14 protein-coding genes are annotated in these 12,822 nt (G+C 70.5%); 6 read left to right on the forward strand and 8 right to left on the reverse strand.

Annotated features, from left to right (window positions below; translation table 11 throughout):
• Window positions 1–13 precede the first annotated feature (13 nt).
• The 3 genes from JKJ07_RS36575 to JKJ07_RS36585 all read right to left on the reverse strand — a co-directional run bounded on the left by JKJ07_RS36575 (window position 14) and on the right by JKJ07_RS36585 (window position 3,043).
• The gene (locus JKJ07_RS36575; RefSeq protein WP_307834590.1) at window positions 14–985 is read right to left on the reverse strand and encodes an ArsR/SmtB family transcription factor; all 972 of its coding nucleotides are present in this window, start codon (window positions 983–985) and stop codon (window positions 14–16) included.
• 517 nt (window positions 986–1,502) lie between these two features.
• Window positions 1,503–1,823 (reverse strand): DUF3817 domain-containing protein, encoded by a 321-nt coding sequence (locus JKJ07_RS36580; RefSeq protein WP_202996548.1) that lies wholly within the window; start codon window positions 1,821–1,823, stop codon window positions 1,503–1,505.
• A gap of 125 nt (window positions 1,824–1,948) precedes the next feature.
• On the reverse strand, window positions 1,949–3,043 hold the full coding sequence (locus JKJ07_RS36585; protein WP_202996549.1) for a ScyD/ScyE family protein: 1,095 nt from the start codon (window positions 3,041–3,043) through the stop codon (window positions 1,949–1,951).
• Window positions 3,044–3,276: 233 nt separating this feature from the next.
• Here JKJ07_RS36585 and JKJ07_RS36590 point away from each other — a divergent pair, with 233 nt between their 5' ends.
• Window positions 3,277–3,702 (forward strand): hypothetical protein, encoded by a 426-nt coding sequence (locus JKJ07_RS36590; protein ID WP_202996550.1) that lies wholly within the window; start codon window positions 3,277–3,279, stop codon window positions 3,700–3,702.
• Here the strand turns inward: JKJ07_RS36590 and JKJ07_RS36595 are convergent.
• Complete coding sequence (locus tag JKJ07_RS36595; RefSeq protein ID WP_307834591.1) at window positions 3,699–4,379, reverse strand: MBL fold metallo-hydrolase; 681 nt, start codon at window positions 4,377–4,379, stop codon at window positions 3,699–3,701. The genes JKJ07_RS36590 and JKJ07_RS36595 overlap by 4 nt on opposite strands.
• A gap of 297 nt (window positions 4,380–4,676) precedes the next feature.
• Between JKJ07_RS36595 and JKJ07_RS36600 the strand changes: the two genes are divergently transcribed.
• From JKJ07_RS36600 to JKJ07_RS36610, 3 genes are all read left to right on the forward strand, one after another.
• Window positions 4,677–5,552, forward strand: coding sequence for a Sco1979 family transcriptional regulator (locus JKJ07_RS36600; protein ID WP_236030501.1), 876 nt, complete (start codon window positions 4,677–4,679; stop codon window positions 5,550–5,552).
• Between the two features lie 53 nt (window positions 5,553–5,605).
• Complete coding sequence (locus JKJ07_RS36605) at window positions 5,606–6,397, forward strand: SAM-dependent methyltransferase (RefSeq protein ID WP_202996553.1); 792 nt, start codon at window positions 5,606–5,608, stop codon at window positions 6,395–6,397.
• A 140-nt stretch (window positions 6,398–6,537) separates the two neighbouring features.
• Entirely contained in the window at window positions 6,538–7,272 is a 735-nt protein-coding gene (locus tag JKJ07_RS36610; protein WP_202996554.1) for a hypothetical protein, read from the forward strand.
• A gap of 153 nt (window positions 7,273–7,425) precedes the next feature.
• Here the strand turns inward: JKJ07_RS36610 and JKJ07_RS36615 are convergent, their stop codons facing one another.
• Window positions 7,426–8,175 carry an SAM-dependent methyltransferase gene (locus tag JKJ07_RS36615; RefSeq protein WP_202996555.1) on the reverse strand — a complete coding sequence of 250 codons (750 nt, stop codon included), beginning with the start codon at window positions 8,173–8,175 and terminating at the stop codon, window positions 7,426–7,428.
• A gap of 61 nt (window positions 8,176–8,236) precedes the next feature.
• Between JKJ07_RS36615 and JKJ07_RS36620 the strand changes: the two genes are divergently transcribed.
• Both JKJ07_RS36620 and JKJ07_RS36625 read left to right on the forward strand, forming a co-directional pair.
• Window positions 8,237–8,872 (forward strand): TetR/AcrR family transcriptional regulator, encoded by a 636-nt coding sequence (locus JKJ07_RS36620; protein ID WP_202996556.1) that lies wholly within the window; start codon window positions 8,237–8,239, stop codon window positions 8,870–8,872.
• Window positions 8,869–9,309 carry an acyl-CoA thioesterase gene (locus tag JKJ07_RS36625; protein ID WP_202996557.1) on the forward strand — a complete coding sequence of 147 codons (441 nt, stop codon included), beginning with the start codon at window positions 8,869–8,871 and terminating at the stop codon, window positions 9,307–9,309. Before JKJ07_RS36620 ends, JKJ07_RS36625 begins: the two co-directional genes overlap by 4 nt.
• 99 nt (window positions 9,310–9,408) lie before the next feature.
• Here the strand turns inward: JKJ07_RS36625 and JKJ07_RS36630 are convergent, their stop codons facing one another.
• From JKJ07_RS36630 to JKJ07_RS51335, 3 genes are read right to left on the reverse strand one after another with little or no spacing between them, the layout of a single operon-like run.
• The gene (locus tag JKJ07_RS36630) at window positions 9,409–10,284 is read right to left on the reverse strand and encodes a phosphotransferase enzyme family protein (RefSeq protein WP_202996558.1); all 876 of its coding nucleotides are present in this window, start codon (window positions 10,282–10,284) and stop codon (window positions 9,409–9,411) included.
• A gap of 25 nt (window positions 10,285–10,309) precedes the next feature.
• Window positions 10,310–12,625: a putative bifunctional diguanylate cyclase/phosphodiesterase gene (locus tag JKJ07_RS51985; RefSeq protein WP_202996559.1), complete on the reverse strand. Its 2,316-nt coding sequence runs from the start codon at window positions 12,623–12,625 to the stop codon at window positions 10,310–10,312.
• Between the two features lie 57 nt (window positions 12,626–12,682).
• Window positions 12,683–12,811 (reverse strand): hypothetical protein, encoded by a 129-nt coding sequence (locus tag JKJ07_RS51335; protein ID WP_268919353.1) that lies wholly within the window; start codon window positions 12,809–12,811, stop codon window positions 12,683–12,685.
• Window positions 12,812–12,822 lie beyond the last annotated feature (11 nt).

Raw genomic sequence — 12,822 nt, forward strand, 5'->3', positions numbered from 1 at the left:
ATGGTAAGGGTCGTCAGGGCGAATCACCCAGAAGGGCCTTGCCGAGCGGGGTCAGCGTGTGCACGACGGCCTTGCCGGCCCGGCTCGTCTGGATGAGCTGGGCCTCCCGCAGCACCGCGGTGTGCTGGCTGACCGACGCCGCGCTGACCCCGACCCGGCGGGCGAGCTCGGAGGTGGTGCGCCCGTCGCCCAGCGACTCGAGCAGTGACGTGCGCGTGCGGCCGATCAGCGCGGCCAGCGAGGCGCCGTCGGCCGGGCGCACGCCGGGCCGCAGCGTCAGGTCGTGCTCGATCGGATAGACCAGCACCGGCGGCAGGGTCGTGTCGCGCAGCGTGTCAGGCGTGCCCCACGACAGGTAGGACGGCACCAGCAGCAGGCCCCGGCCGTCGAGCTGCAGCGTCTGCTCGAACGGCGTGTCCACCTCGAGCACCGGGCGCTCCCAGCGCATCATCGGCCGGAAGCTGTCGAGCAGGCCCTCGGCGCCCTGGTCGAGCAGCACCCGCGCCCGCCGCGACCGCTCGGCCTCGATGTGTGCCCGCGCCTCACCCCAGAACGGCGAGATCGCGCTCTCGTACTGCGACTGCAGCGCCCCGGCCAGCCGCTCCAGGATCTCGGTGTCGCCCGCGGCGAGCAGGCTCATCCACGACGGCTTGGGCCCGGCGTAGCGGACCAGCTCCTCCAGCTCCTCGCGGAGCCGGGTGGCCGGCGTCGACTTGATCGCCTCGATCGCGGCCTGCAGCCCCGACGAGCCCTCGGCCGGCGTCAGGAAGTCGGGGTAATAGGCACCGCGGACCAGCGGCAGCAGCAGCTCGAGGTCGTCGCGGCGGCTCGCCTTGATCGCGTGCTCGCGCCAGCGCCCGTAGATCAGCTCGGGCCCGGGGCGGCGCAGGCGCCACACGCTGAAGATGGTCTCCCACATCGGGTCGGGTTCACCCGCGATCCGCACGCGGCCGATGTCCTCCGGCGTGAAGTGGATGCGCAACACGTCGGCCCCCTGGTTGCCATCTAGCAAGCATTCACGGCGGGGAGTCTATCCGGCGGGCGCGACACCGGGAAATCAGATCACGACAAAGGTCCGTACGGCCACATTTGCCGTACGGATGGGCGGGCGTCGCCACGAGCAGCGTCCACGATTCGAGCAGCGAAGGATATGCACCCCCGATAACGGCATATCCGACAAGGACTGACTCACGTCGACCCGGCTCGTGGCCGACCCGGCCCGAAGACAATCCCTGCCGGGCGGGGGCACCGACAAGACGTTTAATCTGTCCCTGAAATGATGTCCCCGGGTTCACCCGAACGGCGGAGGCGCGGATCGCCGATCAGCCCGATAAGGACAAAAATGCAAATTCCCGGAATGTACGACGCCACGGGGCTGAGCAAATTCCCGAGGGGCCCCCGCAACTGACGTCCAAGAAGCGCCGAAATGCGACCTCGGCCCGTACGTGCTCGCAACTGACCACCGAGCTCGCCGTCGACGCGACCGACGGCTCCGCAAGACCTCAGCTAGCGGTCGTAGGCTCCGCAACCGCCTCAGCCGGCCGCCGCCGCGCCACCCACCGCTCGAAGATCAGCGACGTGAACGGCGGAATCGACGCTGCCAGCCCGACCAGCGTGCGCAGCAACGACCACCGCTCGGCCCGCGCCACCCAGATGGCGGCCACGACGTAGGCCACGAAGAGCGCCCCGTGCAGCCGCCCGAACAGCCACACGCCCATATCGGTGACCTCGGCGACCCGCTTCAGATACATGCCGACGAGCAGGCCCGCCCACGAGAACGCCTCGGCCACGGCCGTGATGCGGAAGATGCGATACGGCTGCACGATGTCGACGCCCCCTGGTGATCCTTATCAGACGAGGCGTCCGATCGTACAAAAGGCCTGAACTGCCCGGACAGGCGCGATCGCCGGGATGAGAAGCAGCTCACCCCGGCGACCGCTGGGAACCGCTAGCGGAATGCCGACGGATTCACCTGGACCAGGCGCCCGGCGTGCTTGACGCCGAAGTTCCCGGCGATACTGCCCGACGTGGAGTAGAGCTTGCCGCCGGCGAACTCGATGCCGGTCGGGGTCGGGACCGCGGCGTGCGTGACCCGGCGCCCGTCGATCCGGGTCAGGCGGCCCACCTTCGACGGGTCGCTGGCCTGAGGAGGGCCGGCGGGCGCGCCGAAGAGCACCTCGGAGGCGAACAGCGTGCCCCACGGGCTGACCGCGACGCCGGTGAGCGACGTGAACCCGCCGTACTTCTTGAGCACCCTGCCCGTACGGCCGTCGAGCTTGTAGATCGCCGCCGCGCCCGGCTGCTCGGCGCCGAGCGTCGACACGTAGACGTGCCGCCCCTGCACCGCGATCCCGGTCGGCACCGAGTCGCACCCCTTCGTGCCCGGGTTGGCCTGCGCCCCCTTGGCCAGGCACTCCTTGGTCCGCGGGTTCGGCGGCACGAAGAACGTGGACACCTTGCCGGTGCGCGGGTCGACCCGCAGCACGTCGTTGGCCCCGCCGTCCGCGACCAGCAGGCCCCACCGGGTGGCGGTCAGGCTGAACGGGTTGGACAGCGCGTCGTACGGCTTTCCGGCCTTGTCGAACTGCTTCTGGCCATCCGGATTGTGCTTCAACTCGTATTTCAGAAGATCGGCCAGAACGCGAACGTGCTTACCATTCCGGTCGGCCACCAGCACCGAGGCCGGCGGATATTTCGAAGGTGGCGGCGGGGGGCCTTCCGGGTTGGGCCCGCCGAGCACGGCAAAGATCTTTCCCCGGTCCGCGGCGACCCCCGCCACGCCCGGCAATTTCGAGATCAATGTGGTGCGGGCTCCGGTTCTGAGATTGACCGCCGTGACTTCGCCGCTCTCCGACTCCGCGACCAGCGCGGCGTGCGGCGAGAGCACGTCGAGACCGAACGGCCCGTCGAGCCTCGTAGTGATCGTCCTGATCGGCGCCGGGCTGGAGTGGCCGCCGCCGGCGTGGGCCGGAGCGCTCGCGACCACCGTGAACGCGCCCGTCCCCACGGCCGCGACCACTTTCAGCGCATGCGTGAATTTCATCCTGTCCCCCTCGACAGATGCGCTAGATCGTTAATTCCCAAACGGAATCAGCAAACTCAACCTAGGAACGTCAATGGCGCCCGGCAACCATCCGTTCGGCCGAGCCCGGCAGAAAAAGGGTTCACCGATTCGGGGGTCTGTTAATCTGACTTTATTGCTGATCACTTCCGGTCGAATGTGCCAGATTTCAGCATCTGCTCGTCCGCCCCCACCCGCGGTTCTACAGTCGACTCATGGAGTTGCGGTGGTGGTCGATCGAGGTCCTGGACGGGCCCCGGGGCACTGCGCGCGCTTGGCGCGAGTCGCTCGGCAACAACCTGGTCGAGGCGGCCGTGACCAACGGTGCGTATCGCTGGGAGTGGACCGTCCATCAGTGGGGCGTGCTGTTCGAGATCGCCTTCCACACCGACGAGGCCTGGTCGGCCTATCGTGCGCTTCCCGTCGTCTCGGCCGCGCTCGACGCGGTGCCCGACGCGGCCCACGGGCTCTACGTCTATCCCGGTCGCGGCGGCAGCGGCGGCCGCACCGAGCCGCGCACCACCCGCCCGATCTCCGGGGGCGGCGCCGCCGAGATGCCCCTGCCCGAGATCCGCGAGCTGCTGACCCTGCGCGACGGCCGCCGCCCGGCGTTCACACTGGGCATCCACCAGCTGGTCTAGCCGTGGTCGGCGGCGTATTCCCGGAAGCGCTCCACCGCGTGCCCCGAGACGGCCTTGCCGTGCCCGAAGACGGCGTGGTCGAAGTCGAAGGTCGCCAGCTTGGCCAGGCTGCGCCCCTGCTCGGCCGGGTCGGCGGAGACCTGGGTCGGCCCGAGCGTGACCTTGCCGTCCTTCGTCCCCGAGGCCGTGTCGCCCGCGAACAGGATGCCGCCGGCCCGGTCGAGCAGGAACGACACGTGGCCGCGGGTGTGCCCGGGCGTGTGCAGCGCCGTGAAGCCGGCCAGCGGCTCCGACTGCTCCCCCGTGATCAGCTGGTCGAGCTTGGTCGGCTCGGCCCGGCCGATCAGCCGGGTCGCCAGCTTGGCCAGCCCCTTGGGCTCGGGCCCGGTGATGCCCCCGGTGATGATCGCCGCATCGGCCGCGTGGGCGAAGACGCGCGCACCCGAGCGGCGGCGGACGTCCGCGACGTTGCCGACGTGGTCGAAGTGGTGGTGGGTGAGCAGCACCGCGGTCACGTCGCCGATCTGCTTGCGCAGCCCGGCCAGCGCGCGGTCGATCCGCTTGGCGTTGCGCGGCAGCCCGGTGTCGACCAGCACGACCCCGTCGTCGGTCACCACCAGGTGCATGTTGACAAAGCCCAGGCTCAACTCGAAGACGCCGTCCACTACTTCTCGCACGGGAGCCATTCTGCTGCATCACCCGGAGGAAGTTCGGGCAGAAGGCCACGCTAGGCGTTTTGTCCGATCGGGGCGGGAACCGCCGATGCATCATGCGGCCGTGGCCCGGCGCCACCTGCTCCCACACGGATAGTCGCAGCTTACCAGCGGCCGTTGAGCCGGAAGAAACAACCGGAGAGTAGGCGCGGAGCGACGCGGGGTGCGGTACTGTCCCACCCCGGCGACGTTATGATCGCGATCGCCGTTCGTAGCGGATCCACACTGGACGCTGGGGTCCACCGAGGTGAGGATGTTCGCTTGACCGGGCGTGGGGACATCGGTGGGTCGACCGTGCGTCGGCTCCAGCTGGGTGCCCGCCTGCGCGAGTTGCGCCTCGCCGCCGGGGTGAGCCGCGAGGCCGCCGGTTATCGCATCCGCGCGTCCGAATCCAAGATCAGCCGGATGGAGCTGGGCCGCGTCGGCTTCAAGGCACGCGACGTGACCGACCTGCTCCTGCTCTACGGCGTCGAGAGCCCCGAGGAGCACGACCGCCTGCTCGAGCTGACCAAGGCGGCGAACTCGCCCAGCTGGTGGCACACGTACGGCGATGTGCTGGAGAACTGGTTCCACAGCTATCTCGACCTCGAGCAGGCGGCCGAGCTGATCCGCACGTACGAGATCCAGTTCGTGCCGGGCCTGCTGCAGACCGAGGGGTATGCGAGCGCGGTCATCCGCCTGGCCCACACGAACCCGAGCAAGGCCGAGGTCGAGCGGCGGGCCAAGCTCCGCATGACCCGTAAGGAGACCCTCGAGCGGCCCGACGCGCCGACGTTCTGGGCGGTGCTCGACGAGGCCGTGCTGCGGCGGCTGATCGGCGGCAAGGAGGTGCTGCGCGAGCAGATCGTCGCGCTCCTCGAGGCCTGCGACAACCCGAACATCCGGCTCCAGGTGATCCCGTTCGACTCGGGCGGGCACGCTGCGGCCGGCGGCGCGTTCAGCATCCTGCGCTTCCCGCACTCCGAGCTCGACGACGTCGTCTACATCGAGCACCTGACCAGCGCCCTCTATCTGGACAAACGCGAGGACGTGGACGACTACGCGGCGGCCTTCGGGCGGCTCATCATCGAGGCCGCGCCCCCGGCGCGCACCCCCGACATATTGAAGGCCGTCATCGCCAATCTGGACGCTTCCTGAAGATCCACAATGGGCGCTTGCGCAACGCATGCCGGGCCGATAGAAACTTCCCCATGACGGACCAAGAGGCCCCCGCCGAGCTGCAGCCCGACGTGCCCCACGCGGCGCGCATGTGGAACTACTGGATGGGCGGCAAGGACAACTTCGCCGCCGACCGTGCCGCCGGCGACGCCGTGGCCCAGGTCTATCCCGAGATCGTGGTGATGGCGCGGCAGTCGCGCAAGTTCCTGATCCGGGTCGTCCGCGCGCTGACCGCCGAGCTGGGCGTGCGCCAGTTCCTCGACATCGGCACCGGCCTGCCCACGATGCAGAACACGCACGAGGTGGCCCAGGGCATCGCCCCCGAGTCCAAGATCGTCTACGTCGACAACGACCCGATGGTGCTGGCCTACGCTCGGGCCCTGCTGGTCGGCACGACGGCCGACGGCACGACGACCTATGTCCACGCCGACTATCACGACCCCGACAAGATCCTGGTCGGGGCGGAGGAGGCGCTCGACTTCACCCAGCCGGTGGCCGTCATGTTCATGGGCGTGATGGGTTACGAGCCCGACCTCGCCGAGATCCGCCGCATCGTCGACACGGTCATGGCCCGCGTCCCCTCGGGCAGCTATCTGGTCTTCTGGGACGGCACCGACACCTCGCAGGCGGTCGTCGAGGGTGCGGAGCGGCTGGCCCAGGCCGGCGGCGTGCCCTACATCCTGCGCAGCCCCGAGGAGCTGGCCACCGTCTTCGAGGGCCTCGAGCTGGTCGAGCCCGGCCTCACCCAGATCAGCGAGTGGCGCCCCGACGGCGACGGCATCGAGCCCATCGAGGCCTACGGCGCGGTCGGCCGCAAGCCCTGAGCGTCATGGGTGGGGCCGCGCCCCACCCATGATCGCCTTCTCCCCCGTTGATGCCACAGACCCGCCGGCGCCGCCCCGAGCGCCGCCGGGTCCGCGAAGCTTCTCCTCAGCAAGGCAACCCCCACCTTGAGGAGATTCTCGTGCGTAACGTTTCCCGGCTCGTGCCCACCGCCGCCGTCCTGTCCGGGCTGCTGCTGACCTCGGCCTGCGCCGGCGGCGACGACACGAACGCGGCCGCGCCCGGCGCCTCCTCCCCCGCCGCCGCCTCGCCCAGCGCATCGGCCGACGGCTCCTCGCCCTCCCCGTCCTCCTCGCCCACCACCGAGGCGACCAAGAGCGCGACCAAGCCCCCGTCGAAGGGCAGTGGCGGCGGCGACGGCGGCGTCTTCAGCGGCACCCGCCAGGTCCTGCTGCTCCCCAAGAACAGCGAGTCGACCCTGGGCGTGGTGCAGAAGGGCAAGATCGGGCTCTCCGAGAAGTTCGGCGACAACGAGCTGTTCGTCATCAAGCCGCTGACCCCCGGCGGCGACCAGTACTGGATCCAGACCGCCAAGCTCCGCAGCGGCCCCGCGCCCTACTGCCTCTCGGCCAAGCTCGGCCCCGGTGGCAAGCCCGCCGCCGTGACGACCACGGACTGCGACGCCGCCAAGTCCGACCAGAAGTTCCGCTTCCGCAAGGTCGGCGAGTCCAACGGCAAGCCCACGTACACCATCTACACCGGCGCGGACACGTTCATCATCCGCGACGAGACCGGCGAGATCGCGCACACGGGCACCGGCGTGGCCGCCGTCCAGATCGGCGAGGGCACCCCGGACATCGACACCCCGTTCGTGCTGGCCGACAAGGGCAGGGCCACCGTGCCCGCCCTCGACTGACCCGCTGAAGATCAAAACCTCACAGCAAACGTACGCGGTGTGGCCGTCCACAACCGCACCAAGCCCGAACCCGCCGCTCCTCGCGACCACAGCGGCCGGCCAGGCCGTAGCGCGAGCATCCGGCCGTGGCGGGTGGTCAAGCCCCGCAAAAGATCAGCGCGGCTCACGGCGGAGGACCAGGGTGGCGAAGCCGAGGATGCCCCGGTAGCCGCGCAACCAGTTGCTGCGACGGGTTCGGGCCGTGTGCATCAGGTCGGCGGCGTCCGGGTGGCCCGGGTTGTCGAGGGCCCACTCGAGCAGCGAGCCGGTCCTCGACCACTCGTAGTCGTCCCACTCGGCGGGGTCGCTCACGTGGGCGTAGATCGGGTGCCAGCCCGCGTCGGCCGCCGTGTCGAGCAGGCCGGCCAGGTCGGTGAGGTCGGTTGGCTTGACGTCGAGCGCGGTCAGGGCGTCGGCGGCCGGCGGGGCGTCCCAGAACCGCTCGCCGACGATCAGGATGCCGTGCGCGTTCGCGTGGCGGCCGGCCAAGTCGAGCGTCTGCGCGAAGCCGCCGAACACGGGGGTGGACCCGACGCAGAGCACCAGGTCGTAGTCGCCGTCGGGAACGTACGTGCGGGCGTCGCGTTCGTGCAGCGTCAGGCGGTCGGCCAGCTCGCGCATGGTCGCGGCCGCCTCGGCGCGTTCCAGCGCGTACGGGTTGGTGTCGACCGCATCGGCGTGACCGTCGGGGCAGTGCGCGAGAGCCTGCATCGCCCACGCGGCCTGCCCGCAGCCCAGGTCGAGGATGCGCGCGGCCGGTCCGCGGCCCGCCCGGCGCAGGAGCTTGTTCACGTTGACGCCGGCGACCGGGGCGGCGATCGGGTGATGCGTATGGGCGATGGCGGTGACACGGTGCGGATCCACGTGGTCCAGTCAACACGAGAACTATATTTACGAACGGTCGGTCGTTTTGTAGGGTCGGGGCATGACTCAGGACGGCAGGCTGATCCGGGGTGAGCGGACGCGCGTCGCCGTGCTCGACCGGGCCCTGCAGCTGGCCACCACGGCCGGGCTCGACGGGCTCTCGCTCAGCCAGGTCGCCGATTCGCTCGGCGTGAGCAAGTCGGGCCTGTTCGCGCACTGGCGGTCCAAGGAGGCCCTGCAGCTCGCCGTGATCGAGCACGCCCGCGCCCAGTGGACCGACCAGGTGATCCGGCCCGCCCTGCGCGAGCCGCGCGGCGTACGCCGGCTGTGGGCGCTGCACGATCGCCGGCTCGGCTTCTATCAGGCCGAGATCCTGCCCGGCCGCTGCTTCTTCGCCAACGCGCATTTCGAGTTCAACGCCCGCCCCGGGGCGGTGCACGACCGGCTGGCCGCCGAACTCCGGGAGTGGATGGAATTCCTGACCAGCCTGGCGACCGACGCCGTGGCCACGGGCGAGGTGCGCGAGGGCACCGATCCGGGCGATCTCGCGTACGAGGTCGAGTCTCTGGGGGTGTGCGCCGTGATGCAGGCGCCCGTCCTGGGGGCCGAGGCCACCTTCCGGCATGCCCGCCGAGCCTTGCACGACCGGCTGCGCGCCGTAGTCACCGACCCGACGACCCTTCCGGAGCTGACATGACCACCACCGCCGTCCACAGCCAGGGCGCCGCAGTCCCCCAGCCTGTGCACTTCGACGATCTGGACGCCATGGGCATCCTGCACAACTCGCGTTACGCCGTGCTCGTCGAGCGGGCCATCGTCACTTGGTGGACCGAGCGCGGAGTCTCGTTCTCGGGCGGGCGCCCCACCACGCCCGACGCGTTCAACGTCGTCCGCGAATACCAGATCACGTTCCACCACCCGGTCCGCGGCACCGGCGCGGTCGAGGTCCGCTTCTGGCTCGACCGCATGGGCACGACCAGCGCCGACTACGCCTTCCAGGTCACCTCCCCCGACGGCGCGACGGTCCACGCCGAGGGCCGCCGCGTCAACATCCGCCTCGACCCGGCCACCATGCGCCCGGCGCCCTGGACCGACCACGGCCGCGCCATCGCCGCCACCCTGCTGCGCAGCTGACCCACCACAGCCCGGCCACGCCAAGCCGAAGACACCAGGCCCGGCCCCGCCAAAACCCAGCCCCGCCAGGCCGACCCCACCAAAACCCCACCCCACCGATCACAGCCAGGCGAAGGCGTCGGCCAGGCCTTTCTCGTTCTCCGCCGCACTGGCGACGCCAGTCAGGTCGTTGGTGACGATGCGGCGCGCGAAGTAGTCGGCCTGCACCGCCCATCGGAAGCGGAGCATCACCCCCAGCGCCCGCTCAGCCTCGGCCCTCGGCATGACGCCCTCGTCCAGATAGGCCTCGACCAGGGCGCCACTGCGGTCGAGGCCACCGGCGTACATCACGGCCGACGCCACGTCGTACAAGAGCGGCCCGATCATGGCGGTGCTCCAGTCGATCATGCCGCAGACTCCCCGCGCCCGGTCCATCCGGAACGCGTCGAAGGCGGGATCGGTGTGCAGCAGCCCCCACGACAGTGTCTGCGGGTCGAGCTCGTCGTACGCCGCCACAGCTCGCGCCACGGCGGGACGCACCCACGGCCGTACGTCGAGGTGTTCGCTTTGCGGGTCGACCCAGTGGAACCGCTCCGCATCGGGAACCGCCACGCCGGCCAGCGCCCGGTGCACCCGCGCGAGAACTGCGCCGATCAGCCGCTGGTCGCCGGGGTCGGTGCTCGTCAGCTCCTCGCCGGGAACCCAGGTCAGCAGGGCCAGGGGTGTTCCGTCGACGTCGACGACGCGTTCTCCCTGGCGGGTCGCCATCGGCGCGCCGGCCGGAACCCCGGCGTGCTGGAGCGCGGCCGCGACCGCGAGGCCGGACGTGAAGGATCGGCGCGCGGCCGGATCGACCGCTTTCGCCACCCAGCGCTCGCCCCGATCGGTGACGAACCACGTGCTGGAATTCATCCCGCCGTCGTGCCGCTCGACGACGGGTTCCGGCAGCCCCCACAGGTCCATCAAGCCTTGACGAAGTCGCTCGACGCCGATCATGCCTCGCAGTCAAGCAGCCGCTGGGCTAACCGGCCACCGAGTTGTCCACCCGGCCGCTCAGCCAGGCCGAGCCGATCTCGGCCGGGGGCAACGGGCGGGCGAACAGGTAGCCCTGGCCGAAGTGGTAGCCCAGATCCTCCAGCAGGGCCCGCTGCTCGACGGTCTCGATGCCCTCGGCCACCGACGCCAGCTCGAGCGAGGCGGCCATCTGGCTGACCGCGTTGGCCACCGCGGCCTGCCGCCCGACGGTCGTGATCGACTCGACGAACGAGCGGTCGAGCTTGAGCGAGGTGACCGGGGTGGTCAGCAGCAGGCCGAGCGACGACGCGGCGGTGCCGAAGTCGTCCAGCGACAGGCGCACGCCGTGGCCGCGCAGGTCGAACAGCACCTCGGTCGACTCCTCGTCGTCGAACACGGCCGTCTCGGTGACCTCGATGTTCAGGCAGGACGCGGGCAGGCCGGTCTCGGCCAGCACGGCGTCGACCTCGTCGACGAAGCCCGGTTCGCGCAGCTGGCGGCCGGCCACGTTCACCCCGACGACCAGGTGCTGCGCGGCCGGGTGGGCCCGCCGCCACTCCGCGGCCTGGCGGCAGGCCTCGCGCAGCGCCCAGCGGCCGATGGCGACGATCTGGCCCGTACGCTCGGCGACCGGGATGAACTCGCTCGGCGCGATCAGCCCGCGGGTCGGATGGTTCCACCGGATGAGCGATTCGACACCGGTCAGCGCGCCGTCGCCGAGGCGCACGATCGGCTGGTAGAGCAACGTGAACTCGCCCCGCTCGACGGCCTGGGCCATCTCGCGGCTGAGCAACGCCTCGGCGCTGATCCGCGCGCCCATCGCGTCGGTGTATTCGACCCACATGCTCTTGCCGCGCCGCTTCGCCTCGTACATGGCGATGTCGGCGTTGCTGAGCAGCACTGACGGGTCGTCGCCGGGTCGCGGGCGGGCCACGCCGACGCTGGCCCGGGTGACCAGCACGTGCTGGCCGACGTCCATGGGCTCGGAGAGCCGGCGCTGGATGTCGTCGGCGACCCGGCCCGCCGCGGCGGCGTCGGCCCCGAGCAGCAGGATGGCGAACTCGTCGCCGCCGAGCCGCGCGACCACGTCGTCCGTACGCACGGCTTCGCGCAACCGCGCGGAAACGCTCACCAGCAGCGCGTCGCCCGCGGCGTGCCCGAGGGTGTCGTTGACCGTCTTGAAGTCGTCCAGGTCGATCAGCAGCACGGCCACGCCGTCCGGGTCGGCCAGGCCGTCGGCCAGCAGGGCCGAGAAGCGGGTGCGGTTGGCCAGGCCGGTCAGCCCGTCGGTGGACGCTTGTGCGCGCAGTTGCGCCTCGTGCCCGCGCACCTCGTCGAGCGCCACGTCGAGGCGGTCGATCAGCTGCATGTTGTCGTGGAACGCGACGAGCTGGCGCCCGGCGACCAGGCAGCTGGTCACGACGACACCGATGGCCGCGCCCCAGAGCTGGGACGAGGCGTGATCGGGCAGCATCGCGAAGAAGATCACGAACGTCAGCCCGATCATCCCGTACGGGAGCAGGCTGTAGGGACGGCGCTTGACGGCGCCGGCCGTCCGACCGCTGCGCACCACGATCGCCTGGATCCACGGCCCGGCCGCGATGAGCAGCGACGGGGCGAGCCGGATCGTGAAGACGTACGGGTGGCCGGTCTCTTGGAAGTCGCCGGGCAGGAACGTGGTGATGCCCTGGATGCCGGCGGCGGCCACCATCGGCCAGGCGGCGATCCGGGCCATCGGCGGCACCTTGATGAGGGCGACCTTGGTGGCCGCGAACGCGGCGACGACGACGAGCGCCGCGGTCAGGCCGGCCGTCACGCCGTCGGTGTGGGCGCTGCCGAGCGGGTTGACCGCGAAACACCACGCGGTGACGCCGCCGCCGACGATGACGGTGGTCGCGTCGAGCCAGAAGATCGACTTCTCACGCCGCGTTGTCAGGCCCTGCGGGAAGATCAAACAGGCGATGACGTTGCTGCTCATGCCGACCGCGAAGAACGCCGTCTGCACCAGCCCGCCGTTCATCGACGGAATGCCCGGCGCGAGCAGGCTGAGGATCGTCTGGGTCGTGTCGCCGACGGTGAAGCAAAGGCCGGCGAACGTCAGCATCGACCAGAACCGCCGGAACCGCTCGGGCGCGATCGCGCGCAGGCGCCAGGAACCGAGCGCGAGCGCGGCGTCCAGCGGGACCTGGAACGCCCAGTACGCCTGCACCTGGCGTACGGGATCGCCGTCGAGCAGGAAGAAGAGCGCACAACCGAGCAGGGTGATGCCCGTGAGAACGCGAAGGGTGGTGTCACGCCACAACAGGCGGGCCGCAGTCTCCACCTGACCTCCCGTCTTCATCGGGAGGAAAGATCGGACGATCGGCGGCCGACTTCAGGATTACCGGGGTGCGGCCTTCGGCATGAGACGCTTCTCGCCGGTGTCGGCCATCGAGTGCAGCACGCCCGCGGTGACCGGGATCAGCCGGGCGCCCGCGGCCCGCCAGGCGGCGACTGCATCGTGATCCATCTCTACAGGGT

Source organism: Paractinoplanes lichenicola, from assembly GCF_016785085.1.
Taxonomy (GTDB): domain Bacteria; phylum Actinomycetota; class Actinomycetes; order Mycobacteriales; family Micromonosporaceae; genus Actinoplanes; species Actinoplanes lichenicola.